We start from the raw sequence: 23,712 nt of genomic DNA, 5'->3' as shown, positions 1-23,712 counted from the left end.
GAGAGCTTCGGGGCCGGTTGCGATCGCCTCTGCAATGGCTCTTGAGTTCCCATACGCGGAGTCGTAAATGACGTGGCCTTTCATGCGGTGATCACTACTTTCAGGGCGTTTGTTTCCCCGGCCCGGGCGAAAGTGTCATAGGCGTCCATGAACTGGTCGAAACGGAAGTGGTGCGTGGCGAACTTTTCTGCCGGGAGCTTCTTCTGGGCGACGAGTTTCAGCAGCATGGGAGTGGTGTTGGCGTTCACGAGTCCCATGCTGATGTTGATGTTCTGGATCCAGAGGTTCTCCACATGGAGTTCGACGGATTTGCCGTGTACGCCGACGTTGGCTACGTTGCCGCCCGGACGGACAATCTCCGTGCACATGCTAAAAGTGGCGGGAATGCCCACTGCCTCGATGGCCACATCCACTCCTTGGCCGTCGGTCAGGGCCAGCACATGGTTCTTCCAGTCAGGTTCGCCTGAGAGGACGATGTCGGTCGCGCCGAACTCGCGGGACTTCTCCAGACGGTTCCGGTCAAGGTCGATGGCAATGATGGTGGCGGCGCCATAGAGTCCGGCGGTGGCGATTGCCGCCAGCCCAACCGGACCCGCCCCGACCACCGCTACCGTGTCTCCGGGCTTGACCCGGCCGTACTGGACACCAATTTCGAAGCCCGTAGGGAGGATGTCGGACAGCATGACGGCCTGCTCGTCGCTGACTCCGTCGGGCAGCAGGTGCAGGGAGTTTTCGGCATAGGGGACCCGGACGTATTCGGCCTGCGTGCCGTCGATCAGGTGGCCGAAGACCCAGCCGATCCCTGGAGCGCCCTCGTCACCCATGCAATGGGAGTAGAGCCCGGTCTTACAGTTGGCGCAGTGGCCGCAGGACTTGATGCAGGAAATAATCACCCGGTCGCCGGGTTTCAGGCTGGTCACGGATGTACCGACCTCAGTGATGGAGCCCACGCCTTCGTGGCCCAGGATTCTTCCTTCCGTCACTGCCGGTACATCACCCCTGAGGATGTGTAGATCCGTCCCGCAGATGGTGGTGGTATCGACCTTGACGATGGCGTCGCTGGGATTGCGGATTGCCGGGTCCGGCACATCGGTCCAGGACTTCTTTCCTGGGCCGCCGTAGACAATGGCTTTCATTGCTTTTCCTTGCTGTCGGTGATGATCATCGGGTCTGACACACGGAGAGGTCCTGGACCTCGGGCCCAAGCTCGCGGACCCGGGGAGTGCCAAGCGCTCCCGCTGCAGCTTCAACCTCCACAATGAGCGATGGCCGTGCCGGCGGAAAGGGTCCTTAGTCCCGGTGCACCACGCCGGATCCTGCAGGGCCGGGGCCGGGTACGGTCCGCGGGGAAACCCGCCCCGGCTGGCCCATAACCGGGGCTGAGGCCCCTGCACTGGAGTTCGAGGGAAGTCAAAGATGTACGGTATGCGGCTCATCCGCTGAGAACCGGGAGGACAGGATATGCGTGCCAGGGATGAAAAGAGGGGCTTCCGTGTACACCAGCGTCCCGTGTGCGCCGCGCACACGGGACGCTCAGGAAGGTAACCGGTGGGCTCTTCCTCTACACAAGAGGTATCCACCTCGGCATTGTGACCGCCGGCCCTCAGCTATATGGGCCTTTCGCGAATGAGGCCGCTATTGCGCACGCACGAAGGAAGCTGGTGGGGCCCGCCGGGCCCGAAGGGACCGGACCCGCGTAAAGGTAGGCGAGCCTTCAGGAAACGGGCCCGGCGGGTTCCTCCGCGGCATGACGTGCAACCACGACAGGGCACCTGGCGTGGTGCAGCACAGCGTGGGCTGTCGAGCCCACCGTTCCTCTGATGAGGCCTCTGCCCTCGCTCCCGACGACGATCACGGCGGCGGACCGGGCGGCGTTCAGCAGGGCCCGTGGAACGGAGGTGTCCTGCGCCAGCTCTGTCTCTACAGCCGCTGTGGGGGCGATGGCGCGGGCATTGCCTGCCGCCGTTTCCAGTACCCGTTCCGCGGCTCCCCGGGTTCCGCTGGAGGCTAGCCCCGGTTTCCCGACGCCGAAATGAATTCTGAGGACATGAATAATCTTCAGAGCCGCCCCCGTTGCCATTGCCATCTCGCATGCCTGGCCCAGAGCTGCCGCAGACCCGGACGAATCCACTCCGACAACGACAGGGCCGACACGGTTCTCATCGGAACGGATCACCGCAACCGGGCAGTCCGCGGTTGCTGCAAGCTCCAAACTTACAGACCCCACCAGCAGACCCATGAATCCGCCGATACCGCGGCTTCCCAAGACAAGCATCCTCGACCCGGCGGAGACCCTGCGGAGATTATCGGCAGGCCATCCATACAAGAGACTGGTTCGGATTCTCAGCCCAGGGACCTCGTTTGCTGCTTGGGCTGCGCCTTCGTCACGGATAGTCTCAGCGTAGTGCTGCAGCCCGCTGTCAGCGACTCCCTCGACGGGTCCGAGATCGTGGGTCAGCAGCGGCCACAACGAACAGTGCACCAGATGCAGTTCGCACTCCCGGAGCCCGGCCTGCCATGCCGCCCAGCGGATCGCCGCACCCGCTTCAGCGGATCCATCGTAGCCGACTACGATGCCGTCAGGCTTCTGCACCAGGTCCTCCGTCATTGGCCTTGGTCCTGCTACGGGAAGGCCCGAAAGCCAGGGACAGCTCGGGCGGCAGCTCGGTGCCGTGTGCAATCAGGACCGAGCATCTTGCGTGCGCGGCGACCGCGGCGCTGACCGCCCCCAGCAGCAGCCCTTCGAAGCCGCCATGGCCGCGGCTACCCACATTGAGGAGCCGTGCGTGTTGGCTCTCTTCGATCAGGATCTTCGCGGCCGGTCCGAGCCGGAGCATCATTTCCAGGCCCTCCGGAGATGCCCCGCCAAAGGCCCTTGCCACTGCCTCCGCGCAGCGGATCCGAGCCTCCTCCTCGGGGTTCCACACAACGGGGGTAAAGGTGCCCGCGGCGATCTGGAACTGCCATGCGGTCACGGCCTTGATGGGGGTTTGGAACAGCGGCGCCAGCGAGCCGGCCCAGCGCAGGGCCAGTATCGAAGGAGCGCTTCCGTCGACGCCAACGATCACGGCCGGAGCTTGGGGGCTCTGATGCATGATTGTCAGCCTCCAGATTGCGCCGGCCACAGGCGGCTGGCTGGGTGTTCTGCCGACGGTCCCCGGCGGGATGCTCGGAAGGATGAGCCGGCATCTGGGTGAAGACTACGGAATCCCGGACCGCCGGCCTAGGGTCATAGGTCCCCCGGCTGCGGTCGTCGCCGTCTCGGGCCGGACCAAGTCCCGGGCGAGGAGCGGGCGCCCGGAAGAGGGCTCCCTGGGCCCAGCTGACTTGGGGGAGGATCGGGAAGGACCGCCGTAACGGAAAGCGCGGGACGCAGGTGCACTTGTCCCGGCGCAGGCGGCTGCGGCGTGGGAGTGACGATGGCTGACCTACGCCCGTCGCCCCACCAAGGCGGGGAACACGATCAGATCCTGGGCTCCTTGGGGTGTGATTCCGGCAGGGCCTCGGAGTCCTGGCCGACGACCAGCACGGGGCAGTGAGCGTGCGCGGCGCAGGCTGCACTTACCGAACCCATGACCTGACCAAGGAGACCGCCATGTCCGCGGCGGCCGACGACGAGAAGTTGGGCGTCCCGGCTCTCTTCGACGAGGACCTTCGCCGGTGATCCGGTCTTCACGACAGTTGACAGGTTGCGTGGACGGTTCTGTCCATATGCCCTTTCAAGCGCCTCTTCCATGAGACGCTTGGCGATCGCTTCCAACTGTGCCGTGACTTCCAGGTTCCCCGGCGGTAGGTGGGAAGGAAGATAGAAGTCGGACCATCCGAGGCAAGAGATGACCTCAATCGGGGCTTTCAGCGCCGATGCGATCCGCCCGGCAAGCTGCAGCGCCGCCGGGGAGTATTCGGAACCGTCAATACCGACAACAATGCGTTGGCTATCATTCATGCAATTCACCCTGCCCCGGACCACGGGGCGGGTCTAGGGCCGAAGGTCACCCCCGCACCGGGACCGGGCCGGGTCCAAGGCCCCTGTCCTTACCGGTCGCAGCGGCGTAGCACTGAAATAGCCCGCTTGGGCCCGGCAACACCGCAAGGTCCGCTCAGAAAGGAATGATGCATGGCGCCCGCGCAGCACAACTGGAGTTCATCCCCGACGGCGGCATCAGCCCTGTCCCCGTTTGATGCCGTCATATTTGACCTCGACGGCGTCGTCACCGACACGGCCGACATCCATGCCTTGGCTTGGAAGGAGCTTTTCGATGCGGTCCTTAAGGATCCCCGGGCGCACAGCACGGCCAGCCAGGTCCCCTTCACGGACAGCGATTACCGCCGCTTCGTTGATGGGCGTCCCCGGGAAGAAGGGGTCCGGGTCTTCCTCCAGTCGCGCGGGATCACCGCCCCTGACGGCCATCCTTCCGATCCTCCGGGTACGTGGTCCGTCTCCGGGCTCGGTGCCCGAAAGAACGAGATCTTCAACCGTCGGCTCAAGAACGGCCACATCCACGTGTTTCCCGGAACTGTTGACCTGGTTAAAAGGCTTCGCTCGGGAGGCGTCCCGGCAATACTCGCAACGTCGAGCCGCAATGCCAGGGCCGTTCTTCAGGCGGCGCAGCTGCTGGATGTGTTCGACCTCATTGTGGACGGAGAGACCGCGGCAGCCTTGCGGCTGCCGGGGAAACCTGACCCTGCCCTGTTCCTCGAAGCCGCCCGTGCCATGGGTGTGTCGGCTGCCCGTGTGGCCGTCATTGAAGATGCCGTTGCCGGTGTGCAGGCCGCCCGGGCCGGTGGATTCGGGCTGGTTGTGGGTATAGACCGGGCCGACCGCCGGGCGGACCTGGAAACTGCGGGCGCGGACATCGTCCTGCATGATGTGAGCGAGTTCGACATCGGGCTCGTTCTCACCCATCCGTGGCTTCTCGTCTACGAAGGGATGGATCCTGCTCACGAGGGCCATCGCGAGGCCCTGACCACTCTCGGTAACGGGTACATGGCTGTCAGGGGAGCCGCGCCTGAAAGCGCGTCCGATGGTCTTCACTACCCGGGAACCTACATGGCCGGAATCTATAACCGGCTCACGAGCAAAGTCCACGGCCAGCAGAGCGAGGACGAGCACATGGTGAATGTGCCCAATTGGTTGCCAGTGGACATTGCCGTGGAAGAGGGCCGCTGGTGGTCAAGCGGCGGGCTTCGGTTATGCAGCGAACACCGCGAATTGGACATGAGGCGTGCAGTTCTGTCCCGGCATGTCGTGCTGGCGGCCGATGACGGTCGCCAGCTGGACGTTGTGCAGCGCCGTGTGGTCTCCGCGGCGCAAGCCCACTTGGCGGCGCTGGAGACGACACTTACCGCACGGGGCTGGAGCGGGCAGGCGGTGGTGCGCATCGGTTTGGACGCAGGCATCACCAACTCCAATATTCCCGCTGAGGCGCTTCTTGCACACAGGCATCTGCGCATCGTCTCCTTCGGGACGACAGCCGACGGCGTTGACTCGGTAGAGGTCGAGACCAGCAGCAGCCGCATCCGGATTGCCACGGCTGCCCGTATCCCTGGCCATGAAGGAGGCGTGAACGGAGGTCCCGCCACCCGGCAGGACAGCCGCGTCTTCCGCGACGTCGTGCTTGACCTGCAGGACAGCATTCCGGCCATCATGTGCAAGGTCGTTTCTATGGTGTCCTCGCGGGACACGGCCATATCATCACCGCTGGCAGCGGCCCTGGCTGTCCAGGAACGGGCACCGGCCGAATTCGACCAGATCCTGGCCGCCCATGAGGCCGCCTGGCAGGGGTTGCTGGACGCCTTTGCGCTGGAACTGGACACCGACCGGCAGACCCAGCTGATCCTCAACCTGCACATATTTCATCTGCTGCAGACCCTAACGCCGCACACGTCAGAGGTGGATGCAGGCGTGCCGGCCCGGGGGCTGCACGGAGAGGGATACCGCGGACACGTGTTCTGGGATGAGCTCTTCGTCCTGCCCGTTCTCACCTCCCGCCTGCCGGTGGTTGCGAGATCGGTCCTTGACTACCGCTGGCGCAGGTTGGACGCGGCCCGGGACGCCGCCAGAAAAGCCGGGCTGCTCGGGGCGATGTTTCCCTGGCAGAGCGGAAGTGACGGGCGGGAAGAAACGCCACACTGGACTTTCAATCCCCGCATCGGGGACTGGGCACCAGATTATTCCAGTCTTCAGCGTCACTCCGGACTTGCTGTTGCGTTCAACACCTGGCAGTACTTTGAGGCCACCGGCGACCGTGCCTGGCTGATCCGGCGGGGAGCCGAAATCCTTGTCGAGGTCGCACGGCTGTTCACGTCCATGGCCGTGCATGACGCCGAAACGGACAGATTCCATATCCACGGCGTGATGGGGCCCGATGAATACCACACGGGATACCCCGACGGGCCGGGGCACGGTCTCGATGACAATGCCTATACCAACGTGATGGCAGGATGGCTCTGCGCCACCGCTCTGCATTTGGTGAGATCCGTGCTGCAGGGGCCAGAGCAGCAGGAGCTGTCGAACCGATTGGGGATCCGGCCGGAGGAGCTGGACAAATGGGAGCAGGTCAGCCACCGGATGTACGTACCGTTCCACGGGGACGGCATCATCAGCCAGTTCGAGGGGTACGGCCAACTCATGGAACTTGACTGGGAGCACTACCGCCAAACCTACGGGAACATCGAACGCCTCGATCTGATTCTGGAAGCAGAACACGATACGCCCAATCGGTACATGCTGGCCAAGCAAGCCGACGTCCTGATGCTGTTCTATTTGCTGGGAGAGGAACAGCTGACCAAATTTCTGGGAACTCTCGGCTACGCCGTGGATTCAGCGGCGCTTTCCCGGACGGTTGATTTTTACCTGTCGCGGACCGCCCACGGGTCGACTCTCAGCCGCATGGCCCATGCATCCGTGTTGGCCGCCATGGACCCGGAACGGGCCTGGAGCACATTCCGGGAGGCCCTCGATGCCGACCTGGACGACACCCAGGGCGGCACAACCCGTGCCGGTATCCATCTTGGCGCCATGGCTGGCAGTATCGACACCGTTCAGAGGACCTTCGCGGGCCTGCGGATGGCCCAGGACGAGCTGATCTTCGCCCCCCGCCTGCCCACAGGCCTGCACCGGGTCAGGTTCACCGTGAATTACCGGGGCCAGCTGCTGGAGGTGGCTCTTGACCATGAACGGTTGACGGTAACAGCTGCCCCGGGCGTCGCGGCTCCTGTCCGGGTGCGTCTGGGGCTCGACACTGTGATGTTGCATGCGGGGCAGTCGCACGGCTTCCTCGTCCGCCGTTCACCGTGAAAGCCGCCCGTGCCGCAAGGTCTTGTACACGAAGTCCGCGGTCAGCACCGCCGGTATCGCCAGGAGCGCGATGCCCCACCCCAGCGGTGGCGGCAGGGCGTGCCCCAGCAGCGCCGCGACCGGTCCCGCGCCGAGAAACACTACCATTGCGAGGAGTTCAATCAGGACCGACCACAGAAGCAGGCGGTTGCGGAACCAGCCCAGCCGCCAGGGGGGCCTGGTGGAACTGCGGCAGGCGTAGGCGTTGGCCAGCTGCCCCAGAACGACGGCGGCGAAGGCCGCCCCGGAGGCCGGAAGCAACACGGCCGAGGCAGGGGGCGAATCCCCGGGGTGCCAGCCGGCTGCGGCCAGCACGGCGACAAAGGCTGACATCTCGATGAAGGCCTCCACGGGGCCCAGCACGGCGAAGACCCGGACCATCAGGGCACCGTCCATCAGGTGCCGGCGCTCAGGCGGGCGCCGCATGACGCCCTTGCCCGGCTGCTCACCTCCCAAGGCGAGTGCCGGCAGCAGGTCCGTCCCGATGTCGAGAAACAGGATCTGCAGCACGCCAAGGGCGAGCGGAAAGGAACCTCCCGAGAGCGCCCAGATCATGAACGGAGTGAGCTCCGCCACGTTGTCGGTCAGATGGTAGGTGAGGAAACGGCGGATATTGGCATACGTCGCCCGGCCCTGCTCGATTGCTTTCACGATGGTGGCGAAGTCGTCATCGAGCAGGACAAGATCCGCGGCCTCTCGCGCGACATCGGTGCCACTGAGACCCATGGCAACGCCCACGTCCGCCTCCTGCAGGGCAGGGCCGTCATTCACGCCATCACCGGTCATGGCTACCACGTGTCCGCGTGACTGCAGGGCTCGGGCGACGCGAAGCTTCTGTTCGGGGGAAACCCTGCTGATGACCACGCCGTCGTGGTCCAGCAGCGCGCCGAGGGCCCCTTCGTCGTCGGGCAGGTCAGTGCCCTCGACCACCCGCTCCTCCTCCAGTATTAGGCCCACCTCGCGGGCGATTGCCGCCGCTGTCGACGGATGGTCCCCGGTGACCATGGCGACTTTCACGCCGGCTTCCCGGGCCGTACGCAGAGCCGGCGCCACGGAAGGGCGCGGCGGGTCATGGAGACCGATAAGGCCCAAAAGGGTGAGGCCGGACTCAGCCTGGTCCGCCCCGAGGGAACCCGCAGCCGCGGCGCTGAGCTCCCCCGCCGATAGGGTTCGCCCGGCGACAGCCAGCAGACGCAAGCCCTGACCGGCCATCCGTTGTATCTCCTGCCGGACGCCAGAGTCGCCGGCGTTCCTGGACGCCGTCGGCGAACATAGCGGAAGGACGGCCTCCGGCGCCCCCTTCATCGAGACCGTGGTCCCCACGATCACCGATTCGCGCCGCCGCCCCGGGCTGAAACTGAACCGGAGCACCGAAGGCGCTTCAGGCCGTTCTGCTGCGCCGCCGAGCCGGCGCAGCAATGTATCCAAGGCCGCCTCCATGGGGTCCCCCTCCGGCTGCCAGGCCCCGTCACGCATCACGATCCTTCCCCGGGATGCCAGGGCGGCCGCAACACTGACCCTGCCTGCCTGCGCGACCGCCTCCCGGCTACCGGAGACGGAGCCTGCAGGTTCGTAGCCTTCACCGGCCACCGTCACGGCGCCTTCCGGCGTCCACACCTCGACCGCGCTCATCCTGTTCTGAGTCAGCGTCCCGGTCTTGTCGGTACAGATGAACGTTGTCGAACCAAGGGTCTCGACTGCCTGCAGGTGCCTGACCAGGGCCTTCCGGCGCGCCATGCGCTGGGCGCCCATTGCCAACGACAGCGTGACTGTGGGCAGAAGTCCTTCCGGGATCAGGGCTACAGAGACCCCGATGGCGAAAAGAAACGCATCCTGCCAGGAGATGCCGATCAATGCCGACAACAAGAAGAACAACAGTCCCACGCCCAGGGCCACAGCGGCGATGGTCCGGACGATCCGGCGCAGTTCCATCGTCAGCGGGCTCGGGGGCGGTTTCACAGTCGTGGTCAGCGCCGCAATTTCCGCGAGCCGGGTCCGCTGTCCGGTGGCAATGACGATGCCCTCGGCTTCGCCGTTGACCAGGAAGGTACCTCCGATCCCGGCATCCGCGGATTGCTTCGGCACCGGGTCGCTTTCACCGGTCAGCATTGACTCGTCAACGGTGCAACTGCTTGTTGTGCCGAACCTCACGTCCGCCGGGACGCGGTCCCCCGCTGCGAGGATGACCAGGTCTCCGGGCACCAGGTCTGCTGCGTCCACGCGGGACGCGCGACCATCCCGGCGGACCAGGACCTGCGTTGGCAGCAACGCCCGGAGCTGCGTCGCAGCGTGTTCGGCCCGTTCTGCCTGCACATAGGAGAACAGGCCGTTAATGACGACCACTGCCACCACCGCCACGCCGAGCTGCGGCATGCCGGCGACGAATGCCAGCGCGGCGGCACCCCAGAGCAGCGCGGCAAAGAAATGCGTGAATTCGGCCAGGAACCTGCGCCAGAGCGGAACGGCAGCAGCTTCGGGGATCCGGTTGGGTCCGTTCTCAGCGAGCCGGGACAGGGCCTGCCCGGTGGTCAGCCCAGAAGCGGCCACAGCGCGCTCGGCCATGCTCAGTCCCGCCGGGCGGCATCCCTGAGCAATACCGCTGCTCCGGTGAAGCTGTCCGTGGATAGGTCCAGAAGTGCCCGGTCGGCCTCCTCAAACGGGTAGGGCACGGTGGTCACGTGTAAGGGCATCCGGGCGGCCAGATCGAAAACCTCCTCACCATCGGCCCTGGTATTGGCCGTCACGCTGCGGAGCTGACGTTCCTGGAAAAGGTCGGTTTCATAGTTCAGGGCCGGGATGTCGCTCAGATGGATCCCGGCGATGGCCAGTGTGCCGCCGCGATCCAGCGCGCGCAGAGCCTGCGGCACCACCTCCCCTGCAGGTGCGAAGAGAATTGCGGCGTCCAAGGGTACCGGGGGCCGGTCCTCAGTTCCCCCGGCAAACGTTGCCCCCAACTCGAGAGCGAGCCGCTGCGCTGCCACGGACCGTGTCATCACGTACAGGCTCGCGCCCTCATATAAGGCCATCTGCGCCGCCAGGTGTGCCGAGCCGCCAAAGCCGTAGATGCCGAGCCTGCCCCCCGGCGGAAGGTTGGCCCGCCGAAGGGCCCGATAGCCGATAATGCCCGAGCAGAGCAAGGGGGCAGCCTGCTCGTCCCTGAAGCCTTCAGGTATCCGGTACGCGTAGTCCTCGTGAACGGTCATCAGTTCGGCATAACCGCCGTCCTTGTCCCAGCCGTTGAAGGCGGGTGAGAGGCACAGGTTTTCGGCCGCGCGCCGGCAGAACCGGCATGAACCGCACGTGCGGGCCAGCCAAGCCGCACCTGCACGCTCACCCACCCGGAACCTGCTGCATTGCGGTCCCGTCCCTATGACTTCGCCGACAGCCTCGTGCCCCGGGATCCTCCCAACGGCCCGGGGTGGGAGGTCTCCTTCGGCAAGGTGCAGATCGGTGCGGCACACACCGCATGCATGCACTGAAATCAGGATTTCCCCTGTCCCGGGTGAAGGATCGGGCCGCTCACCCCGCCGCAGTGGTCCCGATGCGATAGGTCCAGGAGTTTCAACCCACCATGCGCGCATGACCGTCTCCGTATCCTCGTGCAAGAAAAGGACTGCCGTAAGTCCCTTTCCGGCCAGCAGTTCCTCCATCCAGCATTGGATGAGCCGCGCGCAAATGACAGGGCCGAAAGCCCCGGCACTCAATGGGAGGAAACCGGATCTGAACTGTGCTTCGAATGTTGGACATGAAATGGGGATGCTCCTTCGCAGCCGTGCAGTTGCCGTCAGGCAGAGAGTCCAATGTCCAGACCTACCGACGGGCGATGGGACTCTTGGTTGGTGGATCCGGCTCAGGCCGGTCGCCAAGCACCCATGAACCCCGCTCTGAGGGACGGGGCCGCCAACGAGAACAGCTGCTAACGGGGTCACCATGAACAAGGAAAGTACGCTTCGGTTCGTAGAGTCCGGTCACAGCGACTTCGGAGGGTGCTCACCTCACAGGGCCAGCGAGTGCGACAGCGGGGTGCTGAGCCGTCCTAAAAGAGCTGACTCTGGCGCATGTCGGCAGCACGGTCGGCAGGAGCGCCGCTCGTCGATCTGCCCGGTTTGAGTGCCCGGAGTGCGTTCAGGATCGTGGCGAGGTCCACGACCTCCTGCAGAAGGGCGCCGGCGACGGCGGGGATGAAGCCGAAGGCTGCGGCGAACATCAGTCCGATGCTCAGCCCGATCCCTATCCAGATGCTTTCCAGGGCCATGAGCGTGGTGTGCCGGCCAATATCCACTGCCAGTGCAGTCTTTGAGAGGTCATCAACCATGATGACGACGTCGGCCGATTCGCTGGCGGCGGTTGAACCTTTGGCGCCCATTGCGACTCCAACATCGGCGGCCGCCAGGACGGGGGCGTCATTGACACCGTCGCCCACCATCATTACCGGCCGGCTGCCCAGCGCCGCGACCTCTGCGACCTTGTCCGCGGGCAGGCACTCGGCACGAACGCTCGTGATTCCGGCTTCAGCGGCGATATGCATCGCCGTTGACCGGGAGTCGCCGGTCAGGAGCATGGTCTCCCGGACGCCGAGCCGGTGCAGTTCCTCCAAGGTGCGTATGGCATTGTCCCGCAGCGGATCGCTCATGATCAGGGTTCCGGCGAACCGACCGTCAACACCGACATAGACGCCGAGCTGGCCGCCGGCCAGGTCCGCCTCTTCAAATCCCGACGTGCTGGAGCTGATGAACGACGGTTTGCCCACGGCCACCGCGTGGCCATCACAGACTGCGGTCACGCCCTGGGTGGCATGCTCCTGCGCCAGGTGCCCTGCCGGCAGCGCGAGGCCCCGCGCCCGTGCGGCGTCCATGACCGAGGCGGCCAGCACATGGGATGAGTATTGCTCGGCGGAAGCTGCGAGCTGCAGCAGCCGCCCGGGAGTCATCGTTGCATTCTTGGAGACCAGGATTTCCCTGAGTACCGGACGGCCTTGGGTGAGGGTACCGGTTTTATCAAAGACCGCGGTCCTGACCCGGGCGAGCCGTTCGAGCGTTCCGCCGTTCTTGACGATGATTCCGGCGTGTGCCGCACGGCTCATGCCGCCGAGGAAAGCTACCGGGGCGGCCAAGAGCAGCGGGCACGGTGTTGCCACAACGAGGACCTGCGCGAACCGACCGGAGTCCTGGCTCAGGTACCAGGCGGTCCCGGCAAGCAGGAACGCCAAGGCGGTGAACGGCACCGCGTACCTGTCAGCCAGCCGGACCACCGGTGCGCGGCTGGCCGACGCCTCCTGCACGAGCGCCACGATGAGGCTGTACTGGGAGTCCTCAGCAGTCGTGACCGCCTGCATCCGCACCGCAGCATCGCCGTTCACTGAGCCGCTGAGCAGAGTATCGCCGCTGCGGTGTTCCACCGGAAGACTTTCACCGGTGAGGGCAGACTCATCAAACACGCCCGCTGTGGAGATCAGCCGCCCATCAACGGGGACTACTTCGGAAGGCCTGATGACCAGCACGTCGCCAACACGAACCTGTTCGACGGGTATGTCTTCCAGGATTGCATCCCTTCCCTCGCGGCGGGCGCTTCGAGGCGCCCGTTCGAGCAGCGAACGCAGCTCCCGGACGGCCCTGCCCTCGGCATAGGTCTCCAGCGCGTTGCCGCCGGCCAGCATCAGCACGATGATCAGCGAAGCGACGTATTCGCCGACCGCGACCGTGCTGATGATGGCTGTCACCGCGAGCAGATCAATGCCCCATCGCCCGTGAAGGATTTCCTTCACCATCAGGACCGAACGGTACGCCGCGGCGGCCAAAGCGTAGAGACTCGCCAACCACTGCGCTGCACCCTCCTGTCCAAAGGCAAGGAGCGCTGCTGCGCCGGCGCCTGCCAGAACGGCCGTTGTAAGCAGCGCGAAACGGCGAACGGGCTTCACGGTTTCGTACCTGCCGGGCCGAGGCGCGTCCGAGCGCGCACGGGCATCGTGGGCGAACTTCGGCATCGGTCGTCATGGCGAAGGGGACAGCAGCCGGCACCCGAAGGCTGCCTTACCTCCTGGCGCGGTCGTGCGTCCGCTTCCCGACCGACCGTGGCCTCATTCCAGCCCGGCACGTGTGGCGTCGTCCAGCGGGCTCCACCAGGTCAGCGGCGGGGCGATCGTGAAGCGTCTCCCGCTCAGGGTGTCCGGGACGATCCGTATGAAGTGGTCTTTGCGTCCGGTCTCCCACGGAAACAGGAGCAGTCCGACGGTGTCCAGAAGCCCTTGCGTCCGTTCGACGGCCGCGGCTTGGCCCTTGACGACGACGCTCCATGCGACGCCCGCATCCGCATCGACGCCGTCGGCTTCCAGCGCAACCGGCATCTCCGCCAGTGCTGCCGAGAGTTTGGTTCCCGCACCGGTACGGAAGACCAGTGTTCCGTGATCAACCTTGTAGTTGATGGGGAAAATATCCGGGTGGTCATTCACCCAGACAGCAAGGCGACCCACCGAAACGCTGCGCAACAGCCGCCAGCACTCGTGGGTTGCGAGGACTTCCGCCTCCGGTACTGATGCTTCGTTCATCATGGGGCCGAGCGTACGCCGTCGTACCGCCCTTAAACAGGGCCCAAAGACCCTCGAAGCGAAAGCCCCCGGCATGGATGTTTCGCCCCTTGGAGGGGTAGTCTGACTGCACCGGCTACTGGACGGGGGAGCGGCAAGCCGTCCGCATGCATAACCTTCCGTCGGGAGGCGGTGTCCTTGAATGAACCTCTTCAGCCATCCGATCAGGTAACCCTCCAGCCGGTTGCCGGGGCTCGGATGGAGGAGCTCTTAACCGACTTTGTCGACAGGGCCGGGGAACTTCTGCATGCCCAGCAACGCATGCGGGGACTCCTGGAGGCTGTTGTAGGAGTAGCGGAGGACCTGAGCCTGGAATCCGTCCTGCACCGCGTCGTCAGTTCAGCCCGCCGTCTCCTGCAGGCTGAGTACGGGGCCTTGGGGGTCCTCGGGGATGACAAGGCTTTGAGCCATTTCATCACGGTGGGCATCGACGATGAACTGGCCCGGCGGATCGGACCTCTGCCTACAGGGCACGGGGTTCTCGGGCTGCTGATACGTGACCCAAAACCGTTGAGGCTCCGTGACCTGCAGCAGCACGCCGAAGCTTATGGATTCCCTGAGAACCACCCGCCGATGAAGTCTTTTCTGGGTGTACCAATCCGGGTCCGGGACGTGGTGTTCGGCAACCTCTATCTGACACAGAAAGAGGGGGGCGGGGACTTCACCGCTGAAGACGAGGACCTGGCCGTCGCTCTCGCGGCGGCTGCGGGGGTTGCGATTGAAAACGCCCGGCTCTATAACGATGCGCGCCGCAGAGCCAGCTGGCTTCAGGCGTGCATGGACGTGACCGGAAAAATGATGGGGGATGAGAGCACCCCGGAAGGGCAAAGCGGGGGATTGGACATGATCGCCGCCCGTGCGCTGAGGGAGGCTGATTCCGAGCTGGCACTTATCCTCGTTCCGGAGAATCCCTCCGGGCCGTTCAGGGTCGCCGGAGCGGCAGGAGACAGCGCAGCGGCGTGGGTGGGCCGGGTCCTGGCCCTGGAGTCGACCAAAATCGGTGCCATCGTCACTACAGGGAACGCCGCCGTCCTCGATGGCGCCCCGCTCGTCCTTAGGGGCGGCGAGGATCCAGGACCGGGCTGTGTGCTGGTGGTAGCCCTCAATTCCCCAAGTGGCCACCACGGGCTCCTGATGCTCGTGCGAGGGCGCGGAAACGGGGTGTTCAGCCGGACGGATGTCGAGATGGGTACCGTGTTCGGCTCCCACGTGGCCCTTGGCCTCGAACTAGCCCGGGCACACCGGTTGCGGGAACAAATAGCGGTGTTCAGCGACAGGGACAGGATCGCCCGTGATCTTCATGACGTCGTCATCCAGCGGCTCTTCGCAGCCGGGCTGAGCATTCAGAGCGTTCGCAGACTCATTACCGACAGTTCCGCCGCCCAGACAATCCAGAGTGTGACCGCTGAACTTGACGAGATCATTCGGGATCTTCGCAACACAATCTACTCGCTGCGTGCCACGTCCGGTGAGAAGGAGCTCCTTAGCAGCCGCATCATCCAGACCGTCCGGAGCACGGGAGCGTCCCTCCCATTCGCCCCGGTTTTGACACTCACCGGGCCTATCGACGCGGTGCACGATGAAGAAACGATTTCGAACATGCTGGCTGTCATCTCGGAAGGTCTGAGCAACGCCGTCCGTCATTCAGGGGCGGATTCCATTAGCGTATCCGTCTCCGTGGACAACGGAAGCGCCGTCGTCCAAATCGAGGACAACGGTTCAGGCTTCGCCGAGCCGGCTCCGGGAAACGGGCTTGCAAACATGGACCACCGCGCCCGCGCCCTGGCCGGCTTCCTGGCGGTCACGTCCTCCCCGGAATCAGGCACAGCCCTCACCTGGTGCGTCCCCGTCTATTGAATGTCACTGGCTGAATATCACTGGCCGGATGCCGGTTCATGTGCCATGTGCACGGCTGCCTGTGTCCTCCGTTCAAAGCCCAGCTTTGCAAGCAGGGATGACACGTAGTTCTTGACCGTCTTTTCCGCCAGAAGCATCCGGTCTCCGATCTGACGGTTGGTCAGGCCTTGTCCGACAAGTTCCAGAACACGACGTTCCTGCGGCGTCAGCGAAGCCACTCTGGGATCCACCCGCTTGGGCTCGGCCAGTCCCTGAATAATTCTTGCTTTCAGGCCCGCGTCAAATAGCGATTCCCCGCGCGCGGCCCTGTGCAGGGCGCCGATGAGGTCCGAACCGCCGATCTCCTTGAGCACATACCCGGCGGCCCCGGCCAGCACCGCGCCCCGGAGGGCCTGTTCGTCGTCGTAGCTCGTCAGGATCAGACACTTAAGCGTCTCATCCACGGACCGTACGTCCCGGCAGACCTCGATGCCGGTGCCATCCGGCAGTCGGGCGTCCAGCACAGAGACGTCCGGGTGCAGAGCGGGAATCCGACGCGTGGCTTCCGCGGCCGAGCCGGACATGCCCACGACAAGGAAACCTTCGCTCTCCAGCAGGTCCTGAAGCCCCCGACGCACCAATTCATGGTCATCAAGAATGAACACCCGGATGCGGGTAGGAGAAGAAACGTCACCGACCCCGACCGATGATGCTGGTCCGTCCATGTTCATCTCCTCTCGTGCCGTGCGTCCTGGCTGCGACGGGACCGGCGGGTTGTGTGTGACTAATTCTTTAGGAACCATGGTGGGCTCACAAGGGTCCAACGGCCCGGGAACGTGAGGCTCTCCGCGGGGACTTGTGACTAATGGCCCTACTCTTGTCGGCGTGCCCGGCAGAGGGTGGTGGCAACGGCTCGATGACGAAACGGGAGACCCACGATGGCCAGGGTGGACGATGCGTTCAAGATTGTGGTGGGCGTCGACGGCTCGGAAGCCTCCGTCGAAGCGTTACGGCAGGCGCAGCGTTTTGCGGTGCCGCTGGGGGCGGAGATTGAGGCCGTGGCGTGCTGGGAGTACCCGAACATGTACGACACCTACGTGGCCGTGGGCATCGGAGGGTTCAAGGAGCGCGCCGAGGAACTGCTTCAGGAGGCCGTCACCATGGCCTTTGGCGCCAAACGGCCGCGGAATGTGCATACCCGGCTCGTAGAAGGACTCGCCCGCTCGGTGCTAGTCGATGCCAGCAAGGAGGCGAACCTCCTCGTGGTCGGACGGAGAGGGCACGGCGGGTTCGCCGGGTTGCTGCTCGGGTCGGTCAGCTCAGCCTGCGTCGCCCACGCCCATTGCCCTGTCCTCGTCGTCCGGGGCGATGCCAAAGAGGACTCGGCACGTTGGGCAGTTCCGTTTCCGCTTCTTCTCTGAAATTAGTGGGCCATGAAAGACAGGACCATTCCTTCGCTTCGCTTCTGCGGAGCGACCGACACTGTAACAGGCTCACGTCACCTGGTGGAGTCCAAGGGAACACGCATCCTGATCGACTGCGGGCTCTTCCAAGGCTTCAAACGTATCCGTGACCGGAATCGCTCGCCGTTTCCCGTCCCGCCCGGATCCATTGACGCGGTGCTGCTTACCCATGCACACCTGGACCACAGCGGTTACATTCCGGCGCTGGTCAGGGATGGCTTCAACGGTGCTGTTTACGCCACCCCCGGCACCGTAGAACTGAGCACCCTGCTCCTGCCTGACAGCGGCCACCTGCAGGAAGAGGAAGCGCGCTATGCCGACCGCCGCGGTTACTCCGGGCATCACCCGCCCGTGCCGCTCTATTCAGCCGCTGACGCCGTCAGGTCCTTGAACAGATTCCGGGAGCAGGACTTCGACACTGCTTTCGGCCTCGGGGGAGGAATCGAGGCGACTTTCCTGCCGGCAGGACATATCCTGGGCGCCTCCCAGATCCTGCTGACGGTGCAAGGCACGCGGGTGCAGTTTACGGGCGACCTGGGCCGGCCGAATGACCCGCTGATGTATCCGCCCCGTGATCTTGGTGCCGTGGACGTTCTGGTGACCGAGTCAACGTATGGCAACCGGACCCACCCGACCACGAACCCGGAGACAGAACTCGGTGAGATCATCACTCGTACAGCGAAGCGAGGAGGCGTGGTCCTCATCGCCGCCTTCGCTGTCGGACGGGCCGAAACATTGATGCTTCATCTTTCCCGGCTACGGCGCCGGAAGGCGATTCCGGACATCCCCATCTACCTCAATAGCCCCATGGCCATTGATGCATCAGGCATGTACCAGCGGCACCCGGATGAGCACCGCCTGGAGCCTCAGGATTACCAGGACATGTACCGTGTAGCCACCATGACGCGGAGCGTCGATGAGTCAAAGCTGCTCAACCTCCGGGGAGGACCAATGATCGTCATCTCGGCGAGCGGCATGCTGACCGGCGGTCGGGTCCTGCACCATCTGCAGGCGTATGGTCCCGATCCCAAGAACGCCGTGGTGCTGAGCGGCTATCAGGCGGCAGGAACCCGTGGTGCCGCCCTCGCCGAAGGCGTCAAAAACCTGAGGATCTACGGCGAGGATGTCCCCATAAAGGCCGAGGTGGTGCCGATGGACGAATTGTCAGCTCACGCTGATTCCAATGAAATCATCGAATGGATGCGAGCCGCCCCTCAGATGCCTCGCATGACTTACATCACCCACGGAGAGCCTGACGCCGCGGACGCTCTGCGGGTAAGGATCAAAAGAGAGCTGGGCTGGAGGGCCCGGGTCCCGGAACACCTCGAAACCGTATCTCTCCAGCACCCTGCCTAACTGCCGCAGCACGCTGCTGCCTGAGCGCTGCCGGTTCCGCCGCGCGGATCCGTCACCAGGGCAAATGGTCCCGAAGTGCCGCGCCTGCCCATGGGCCAGAACGTCCTGGCCGGAAAGGGCGCTCCTTGCCGACGTAGCCCCAATGCCGCGGATTTCGACGAGCCGTCTAGGATCGGAGGGGTCGCTTCCCTATGCTGGTGCGCATGGAAGCCTCACCGGCAACGAGCGCGAAACCGATTCTTACTCTCACGGTGAACCCTGCTCTGGACGTCAGCACCTCTACTGAACGGGTCACCAGCGGTCATAAACTCCGGTGCGGCACGAGCCGTCTCGATCCGGGCGGCGGAGGCGTGAACGTGGCAAGGGTGGTTCAGAGACTCGGGGGTCAAACCCTCGCGGTGTACACCGCAGGCGGTCCCACAGGAGATGCCTATCGGCGGCTCATTGAAGCCGAGCGCATCCCAACCCTGGCCGTACCGATTCAGGGTAGTACCCGCCAGGACTTCACTGTTGATGAGACTGATACCGGAAAGCAGTTCCGTTTCGTGCTCCAAGGTCCCGAACTCAGCGAAGAGGAGTGGCGGGCCTTTCTGGCCGTTGTTGCGGCCTCGATTCCCGCGGGAGGGTTCGTAGTTGCCAGCGGCAGTCTGCCGCCGGGAGTACCGGAAGATTTCTATGCCCGGGTCGCCCGCCTATCACGCGAGGGCGGTGCCCGCTGCGTAGTGGATGCCTCCGGCCCGGCCCTCTCCGCAGCGCTTGCCGAAGGCGTCTTTCTGATCAAACCCAGCCTGCGCGAGCTGGGCGAGGAGCTAGGCGGCGCGGCGCTCGACACCGAGCCGAGCCAGATCGGGGCGATCTCGAGACTGGTCGCGGAGCGCTCCGCCGAATACGTCGCATTGACCCTCGGTGAAGCGGGCGCGGTACTTGCCTCGAAGTCCGGCATTATCAGAATTCCTGTGCCAGCGGTGCGCGTGATCAGCACCGTCGGGGCTGGTGACAGTTTTCTCGGCGCGTTTGTACTCCGACTCGCGCAGGGTCACCCTGTGGAGACGGCCTTCCGGGCTGCCGTTGCCGCTGGAAGCGCAACAGCGATGACGCCTGCGACCGAACTCTGCCACCGTGACGACGTCGAACGGCTCGAGGCGGAACTCGCGGCGGCGCTGCTTTAATCGCCTGGAGAGTCAAAGCGCCCGAGCCTGGGGTTGCACGCCAAGTGTTCGATGCTGGTGACGACTTGTCTGGCCTAAGCACGCTCCTTTCCCAGTGCCGTGACAGGGCTATCGAAGGGAAGCGCGCCGGCGGTCACGCAGTTTCGTCGTCCTGTCCGCGGACCAGTGTTCGCTTCTGATATTCCGTCATGCCCGCCCCCTTTGTTTCCTTCTCCTGGGTTTACCTGACGGTTTTATGCGCCGCTGGGAGCCAGCCTGGCGAAACGGCCGGTGGTGTTGCCCGGTCAGGTCCGGACGTTCACGTTGCCCGAGACGAGCGTGCCGAGGCGGGCGGCCGGGTCCAGGTCAATCCCGTCTTCGGTGAAGTTCAGGTTGTCCCCGCTGATGACCAGGACGGTGCCTTCGCGGGCCGCTGCCATCCAGCAGGCATCGCCGGGATCCGTAAGGTCAAGTTGCCGGGAAAATATCGACTCCCCGTCGATGTCAAAACTCACAAAACCCTGCTCGGTCACGGTGCAGCTGCAGCTGTCCTTCACACCAGTGGTGTGCTCGACGATGTCGCCGTAGTCCGCGCTCAGGGATAGCTGGAAGCCGTGGGTGAGCAGGACCGAGACCAGAGCGGAGATCAGTTCTCCGCCGAATCCGCGCAGAGCCATGTTCGGGAACAGGGTAAAGGCCAACGCGGGGACCGTTCTGGTCCCGGTCTCATCCCGATGGTCGAGGGTAAGCCGGGCCCCCAGAGGCGTGAGCTCCTCGATCGGGCCGGCTGACTCGCGGACCGTCAGACCGGGTTCCTGACAGTCACGGTGGCAGATCCAGGGATCGAACGTGACGTGCTCGGTCCCGTCCGGGGCCGTGCCTTCAGTGACGTCCACGCTCAGTGAGAGCGCTTCGCCGGGCTGCAAGGGCAGCCCGCAGGAAGCGCAGGTCCGGGCCGTAGCCGCGGTCGTGGTGACGAAATGGCTGGCGTCGCGGCCCTTGAAGGCTTCCAGGCGGCCGTCCCAGGCGACATTGCTTGTGATGGGCATCATGGCAGTCTAATACCCGGGCGGCGATACCGGCCGGCATCTCGGCTGTCTCCCGTCGACGCGGCAGCAGCGAAGTACTGGGGAACCATGGTCTCCCTTCGCGGGACCGTTATCCCTGTCGACCTTGAGCTGGCCTTAGGCCGCCTCAAGACAGTGCCCGAACAGCGCCATCAGGAAGCGGCTGCTCTGTTCGGCTAAAAGCCGCCGCACTGGAGGCCAGCATTGGCCAGCATCCTTGCGCCCCTGGACGCCTGCCGGAACAGAAAATCACCAGCGTTGTCAGTTCCGGCCCACTCTGGCCGACGGCGAAGCCGGCACAGGAGCGCTAATCGCCGAGCCCTGGGCCTGTACCTGACATTGTTCAAAAGGATGCCCACGCCGACACCGCACGCGTCCAGCCAAGCCGCCGTCGCGCGTTCCGGGACTGCCGTCCCGTATTGTCCTCAGCCTGTCAGCCATGCACACCGCCCGCGGCCCCAAGAGAAGTGCGGCACGCACGAATGAATCTTGCGGAAGCAGCTGGTGCGGTTGTTCGCCCCGGACATTTCGCCCCTTCCCGGCGAGCCATCCACGTCCGCCGCTCCCGCCTCATGCAAGCTCAGCACGGCAGGTACCAAGCCGCAGTCCGCTTGACGGGGACTTACGGCACTGGCATCCAGCGCCGGGGCCTGCGAAATTTAACCACATTAGGGGCGGGCAGGGGATGGAGCGCAAGGATGCGTGTCAGGGAGGTACTGGCAGGGGTCGATGACTCAATTGCGGGGCGAAATGCGGTGGACTGGGCCGCGCAGCGCGCCAGTGAGCGGGCGCTGCGGCTGAACCTTGTCCGCGTTGTTCCAGGTCCCTGGGTTTACCAACGCGCGTCCCAGTATCGTCAGGCGATGGCACAAGCCCGAGAGCTGTTGGAGGCAGAGTCCTCCCGGCTATCGGCGCTGATGCCCGAATTGGAGGTCGTAACCACCCGTCGTACCGGAGAAACGGCCGTGGTGCTTCGGCAGCTATCCGATGCCTCTGAGACTGTGGTCGTTGGGTCGGACCGTGCCCCCGATAGTCATGGAGAAGGATCCGGGGCGGTCAGCTTCCAGGTCGCCGTCGTCAGCCGCAGTCCCGTTGCGGTCATTCCAGCGTTTATCTCAACGGACAGCTCCGGCGTACTTGTCGGCGTTGACGGTTCGGCGGACTCCGCAGTGGCTGTGGACTTCGCGTGCCGGGAAGCGCTGCGGCTGGGCGAAGACTTAACCGTCGTGCATGTTGAGCCAACAGCAGGCGTATCCGCAGCCACGGTGAAGATTCAACCGGGCGGGCATGAAACAGAACCAAAGAGCAGGAGGCTGCTTTCGGCAGCCAGTCTAACGGCAAGGGATCTGTACCCGGGACTGGACATCCATGAGGCCCTTGAAACAGATGATTCGCCCGCCTTCGCGCTTATCCACGCCGCACGTCACGCCCGATTACTGGTTATCGGTTGCCGTGGCCGGGGCGGGATAAGGAAACCCGTTGGCACCGTAGCCGAAAAAATCCTTCAGCACCTCCCGTGCCCCACAATCGTCACCCGCCCAGCAAACGGACACGAGTAGCGGCTATCGGGGCAGGGAGGGCCGACGGAACCTCCCCGATTCCTGCAGCACGGACAAATCGGCAGATTGCATGTGGCGCTGCAGATGCGGAGATGACGCGGGACGGAAGTCTCTGCCGCTTCTAGAGGGAAGCGGCGACACCCAATCTGGCGAGGTAAAGCCGAAGCGTTACCGTGACGGAAGGAACGCAGGATGTATTGGAACGATGGGATGGGGCTTGGGGATATCCCCTGATGGGCCCGAGCTTCCTAATGTTCTGGGCCGCCGTTATTGCTGCCCTCATGTTTGTTCTTCCGTTCAATGGCAGCGAAGAACGTCAAGTCCGAACAGGCCCGGGAGGAAACTCCGGAGCGTCTGCTGGCCGAGCGCTTTGCCCGCGGCGAGATCGATGAGAGCGAATACACGGCCCGCCCGGACGTCCTCCGCCGCAACCTCGGTCGATAACGTAACCCAGTGGCTCTGCCGCCCAGAAGCAACAAACGCGGTCCGAACCCGGAACCCAACCGCAGTTTGCGGTGGCCGGTGTCGCAGGCATGCAAGCATGCAGGCGTCACGGGATGCACCCTGTAGAATCCGGCGCGGCGCAGCAACGGCCAGAGGCCGTGCCCACCGAAGCTGGTTCAGGAGTCCAGCGGACCGCCAGCGGAAGCGTGGTCGCGGGGCTGCCACCAGTGGGTGGGTGCGCTGGTTACGACGAAGCGGCGCCCCGTGACTTCCGTGGGCGTGATGCGCACAAGAGTATCTTTGACACCCTCCTCCCAAGGAGAGAGGTCACGGTCCAGGGCCAGCCCGGCCGATTCAACGGTTTCAGGCTTTCCCTTAAGGACGACACTCCAGGCTATCGTCCCATAGGAATTCAGTCCGTCGGCTTCAAAGGCGACCATACCCCCAGCAATGAGAGCTTCCAGCTTGGTACCGGGACCCGTCCGGAAGATCAGGGTTCCGTCTTCCGGCAGATAATTTACGGGAAAGATTTCCGGACCGGTGTCGATAACGACAGCCAACCTGCCAACTGAAGTTGAACGGAGGTATCCCCAGCAGTCGTGAACGCCAAGGATTTCCGTCGTGGGCTCTGCGTTCGGGTTATCCATGTTGCGAGGCTATGTCAGTTGCTGCCGCCCCGGTAGGGCAGAAGGTCCCGAACCCTGCACCCGGGGACAGAGTGCACTCCATCCAGTGCGCCCGCCTGCTGTCGCAGCGCAACTGAGCCGCAGGGCCGTAAGTTCTACCCCGAGATTCCGTGGAGCAGAGCAATGACTGTCAGCCGAAAACGGCGGAGGAACGGGACCTACTCATTGTCTGACCCCATGTCGGGACTTATGGCACGTCCGCGCAGGTACGGGTTCCATAAGACTGGAGAT

The 23,712-nt window shown here is 64.4% G+C and carries 18 protein-coding genes; 7 read left to right on the top strand and 11 right to left on the bottom strand.

Annotated features, from left to right (window positions below; genetic code table 11):
• Nucleotides 1–80 precede the first annotated feature (80 nt).
• The 4 genes from LQ144_RS01180 to LQ144_RS01165 form a co-directional block, all read right to left on the bottom strand.
• Nucleotides 81–1,136: a zinc-dependent alcohol dehydrogenase family protein gene (locus tag LQ144_RS01180; protein WP_230116733.1), complete on the bottom strand. Its 1,056-nt coding sequence runs from the start codon at nucleotides 1,134–1,136 to the stop codon at nucleotides 81–83.
• Nucleotides 1,137–1,714: 578 nt separating this feature from the next.
• Entirely contained in the window at nucleotides 1,715–2,608 is an 894-nt protein-coding gene (locus tag LQ144_RS01175; protein ID WP_230116732.1) for a universal stress protein, read from the bottom strand.
• Complete coding sequence (locus LQ144_RS01170) at nucleotides 2,580–3,095, bottom strand: universal stress protein (protein ID WP_230116731.1); 516 nt, start codon at nucleotides 3,093–3,095, stop codon at nucleotides 2,580–2,582. The genes LQ144_RS01175 and LQ144_RS01170 overlap by 29 nt, the downstream gene beginning before the upstream one ends.
• Before the next feature lie 368 nt (nucleotides 3,096–3,463).
• Nucleotides 3,464–3,946: a universal stress protein gene (locus LQ144_RS01165; protein ID WP_230116730.1), complete on the bottom strand. Its 483-nt coding sequence runs from the start codon at nucleotides 3,944–3,946 to the stop codon at nucleotides 3,464–3,466.
• Nucleotides 3,947–4,117: 171 nt separating this feature from the next.
• On the opposite strand from LQ144_RS01165, the gene LQ144_RS01160 reads away from it, so the two are divergent.
• Nucleotides 4,118–7,300, top strand: a complete 3,183-nt coding sequence (locus tag LQ144_RS01160) for a beta-phosphoglucomutase family hydrolase (protein WP_230116729.1) — start codon at nucleotides 4,118–4,120, stop codon at nucleotides 7,298–7,300.
• Here LQ144_RS01160 and LQ144_RS01155 read toward each other — a convergent pair.
• The 4 genes from LQ144_RS01155 to LQ144_RS01140 all read right to left on the bottom strand — a co-directional run bounded on the left by LQ144_RS01155 (nucleotide 7,292) and on the right by LQ144_RS01140 (nucleotide 13,886).
• On the bottom strand, nucleotides 7,292–9,901 hold the full coding sequence (locus tag LQ144_RS01155; protein WP_230116728.1) for a cation-transporting P-type ATPase: 2,610 nt from the start codon (nucleotides 9,899–9,901) through the stop codon (nucleotides 7,292–7,294). The two genes, LQ144_RS01160 and LQ144_RS01155, sit on opposite strands and share 9 nt — an antisense overlap.
• Before the next feature lie 2 nt (nucleotides 9,902–9,903).
• On the bottom strand, nucleotides 9,904–10,920 hold the full coding sequence (locus LQ144_RS01150; protein WP_230116727.1) for a zinc-dependent alcohol dehydrogenase family protein: 1,017 nt from the start codon (nucleotides 10,918–10,920) through the stop codon (nucleotides 9,904–9,906).
• Nucleotides 10,921–11,375: 455 nt separating this feature from the next.
• A complete protein-coding gene (locus LQ144_RS01145) occupies nucleotides 11,376–13,214 on the bottom strand; it encodes a heavy metal translocating P-type ATPase (RefSeq protein WP_230116786.1) in 1,839 nt (612 codons plus the stop codon).
• A 201-nt stretch (nucleotides 13,215–13,415) separates the two neighbouring features.
• Nucleotides 13,416–13,886 carry a pyridoxamine 5'-phosphate oxidase family protein gene (locus LQ144_RS01140; RefSeq protein WP_230116726.1) on the bottom strand — a complete coding sequence of 157 codons (471 nt, stop codon included), beginning with the start codon at nucleotides 13,884–13,886 and terminating at the stop codon, nucleotides 13,416–13,418.
• 234 nt (nucleotides 13,887–14,120) lie between these two features.
• Between LQ144_RS01140 and LQ144_RS01135 the strand changes: the two genes are divergently transcribed.
• On the top strand, nucleotides 14,121–15,779 hold the full coding sequence (locus LQ144_RS01135) for a GAF domain-containing sensor histidine kinase (RefSeq protein ID WP_230116725.1): 1,659 nt from the start codon (nucleotides 14,121–14,123) through the stop codon (nucleotides 15,777–15,779).
• Nucleotides 15,780–15,796: 17 nt separating this feature from the next.
• On the opposite strand, the gene LQ144_RS01130 is transcribed toward LQ144_RS01135, so the two are convergent.
• Nucleotides 15,797–16,483, bottom strand: a complete 687-nt coding sequence (locus tag LQ144_RS01130; protein WP_230116724.1) for a response regulator transcription factor — start codon at nucleotides 16,481–16,483, stop codon at nucleotides 15,797–15,799.
• Between the two features lie 213 nt (nucleotides 16,484–16,696).
• On the opposite strand from LQ144_RS01130, the gene LQ144_RS01125 reads away from it, so the two are divergent.
• The 3 genes from LQ144_RS01125 to LQ144_RS01115 all read left to right on the top strand — a co-directional run bounded on the left by LQ144_RS01125 (nucleotide 16,697) and on the right by LQ144_RS01115 (nucleotide 19,746).
• Entirely contained in the window at nucleotides 16,697–17,179 is a 483-nt protein-coding gene (locus LQ144_RS01125; RefSeq protein ID WP_230116723.1) for a universal stress protein, read from the top strand.
• A 12-nt stretch (nucleotides 17,180–17,191) separates the two neighbouring features.
• On the top strand, nucleotides 17,192–18,577 hold the full coding sequence (locus tag LQ144_RS01120; RefSeq protein ID WP_230116722.1) for an MBL fold metallo-hydrolase: 1,386 nt from the start codon (nucleotides 17,192–17,194) through the stop codon (nucleotides 18,575–18,577).
• Between the two features lie 203 nt (nucleotides 18,578–18,780).
• A complete protein-coding gene (locus tag LQ144_RS01115; RefSeq protein WP_230116721.1) occupies nucleotides 18,781–19,746 on the top strand; it encodes a 1-phosphofructokinase family hexose kinase in 966 nt (321 codons plus the stop codon).
• A gap of 284 nt (nucleotides 19,747–20,030) precedes the next feature.
• On the opposite strand, the gene LQ144_RS01110 is transcribed toward LQ144_RS01115, so the two are convergent.
• Nucleotides 20,031–20,774 carry a hypothetical protein gene (locus LQ144_RS01110; RefSeq protein ID WP_230116720.1) on the bottom strand — a complete coding sequence of 248 codons (744 nt, stop codon included), beginning with the start codon at nucleotides 20,772–20,774 and terminating at the stop codon, nucleotides 20,031–20,033.
• 500 nt (nucleotides 20,775–21,274) lie between these two features.
• Here LQ144_RS01110 and LQ144_RS01105 point away from each other — a divergent pair, with 500 nt between their 5' ends.
• Together LQ144_RS01105 and LQ144_RS01100 are read left to right on the top strand one after the other, a co-directional pair.
• Nucleotides 21,275–22,351 carry a universal stress protein gene (locus LQ144_RS01105; RefSeq protein WP_354962092.1) on the top strand — a complete coding sequence of 359 codons (1,077 nt, stop codon included), beginning with the start codon at nucleotides 21,275–21,277 and terminating at the stop codon, nucleotides 22,349–22,351.
• A 300-nt stretch (nucleotides 22,352–22,651) separates the two neighbouring features.
• Nucleotides 22,652–22,795, top strand: a complete 144-nt coding sequence (locus LQ144_RS01100) for an SHOCT domain-containing protein (protein ID WP_230116718.1) — start codon at nucleotides 22,652–22,654, stop codon at nucleotides 22,793–22,795.
• Between the two features lie 176 nt (nucleotides 22,796–22,971).
• Here LQ144_RS01100 and LQ144_RS01095 read toward each other — a convergent pair whose 3' ends face one another.
• Nucleotides 22,972–23,442, bottom strand: a complete 471-nt coding sequence (locus tag LQ144_RS01095; protein ID WP_230116717.1) for a pyridoxamine 5'-phosphate oxidase family protein — start codon at nucleotides 23,440–23,442, stop codon at nucleotides 22,972–22,974.
• Nucleotides 23,443–23,712 lie beyond the last annotated feature (270 nt).

The sequence above is a fragment of the Arthrobacter sp. Bi83 genome, from assembly GCF_918698095.1.
Taxonomy (GTDB): Bacteria; Actinomycetota; Actinomycetes; order Actinomycetales; family Micrococcaceae; genus Arthrobacter.
Note: the sequence above shows the minus strand (reverse complement) of the source record. Positions and strands in the feature narration are given on the sequence as shown.

Bases quoted from the DNA above. Each gene is read 5' to 3' on its own strand.
- LQ144_RS01180 (WP_230116733.1), bottom strand. From the start codon at position 1,136: ATGAAAGCCATTGTCTACGGCGGCCCAGGAAAGAAGTCCTGGACCGAT.
- LQ144_RS01175 (WP_230116732.1), bottom strand. From the start codon at position 2,608: ATGACGGAGGACCTGGTGCAGAAGCCTGACGGCATCGTAGTCGGCTAC.
- LQ144_RS01170 (WP_230116731.1), bottom strand. From the start codon at position 3,095: ATGCATCAGAGCCCCCAAGCTCCGGCCGTGATCGTTGGCGTCGACGGA.
- LQ144_RS01165 (WP_230116730.1), bottom strand. From the start codon at position 3,946: ATGAATGATAGCCAACGCATTGTTGTCGGTATTGACGGTTCCGAATAC.
- LQ144_RS01160 (WP_230116729.1), top strand. From the start codon at position 4,118: ATGGCGCCCGCGCAGCACAACTGGAGTTCATCCCCGACGGCGGCATCA.
- LQ144_RS01155 (WP_230116728.1), bottom strand. From the start codon at position 9,901: ATGGCCGAGCGCGCTGTGGCCGCTTCTGGGCTGACCACCGGGCAGGCC.
- LQ144_RS01150 (WP_230116727.1), bottom strand. From the start codon at position 10,920: ATGCGCGCATGGTGGGTTGAAACTCCTGGACCTATCGCATCGGGACCA.
- LQ144_RS01140 (WP_230116726.1), bottom strand. From the start codon at position 13,886: ATGATGAACGAAGCATCAGTACCGGAGGCGGAAGTCCTCGCAACCCAC.
- LQ144_RS01135 (WP_230116725.1), top strand. From the start codon at position 14,121: ATGGAGGAGCTCTTAACCGACTTTGTCGACAGGGCCGGGGAACTTCTG.
- LQ144_RS01130 (WP_230116724.1), bottom strand. From the start codon at position 16,483: ATGGACGGACCAGCATCATCGGTCGGGGTCGGTGACGTTTCTTCTCCT.
- LQ144_RS01125 (WP_230116723.1), top strand. From the start codon at position 16,697: ATGGCCAGGGTGGACGATGCGTTCAAGATTGTGGTGGGCGTCGACGGC.
- LQ144_RS01120 (WP_230116722.1), top strand. From the start codon at position 17,192: ATGAAAGACAGGACCATTCCTTCGCTTCGCTTCTGCGGAGCGACCGAC.
- LQ144_RS01115 (WP_230116721.1), top strand. From the start codon at position 18,781: ATGGAAGCCTCACCGGCAACGAGCGCGAAACCGATTCTTACTCTCACG.
- LQ144_RS01110 (WP_230116720.1), bottom strand. From the start codon at position 20,774: ATGCCCATCACAAGCAATGTCGCCTGGGACGGCCGCCTGGAAGCCTTC.
- LQ144_RS01105 (WP_354962092.1), top strand. From the start codon at position 21,275: ATGAATCTTGCGGAAGCAGCTGGTGCGGTTGTTCGCCCCGGACATTTC.
- LQ144_RS01100 (WP_230116718.1), top strand. From the start codon at position 22,652: ATGGCAGCGAAGAACGTCAAGTCCGAACAGGCCCGGGAGGAAACTCCG.
- LQ144_RS01095 (WP_230116717.1), bottom strand. From the start codon at position 23,442: ATGGATAACCCGAACGCAGAGCCCACGACGGAAATCCTTGGCGTTCAC.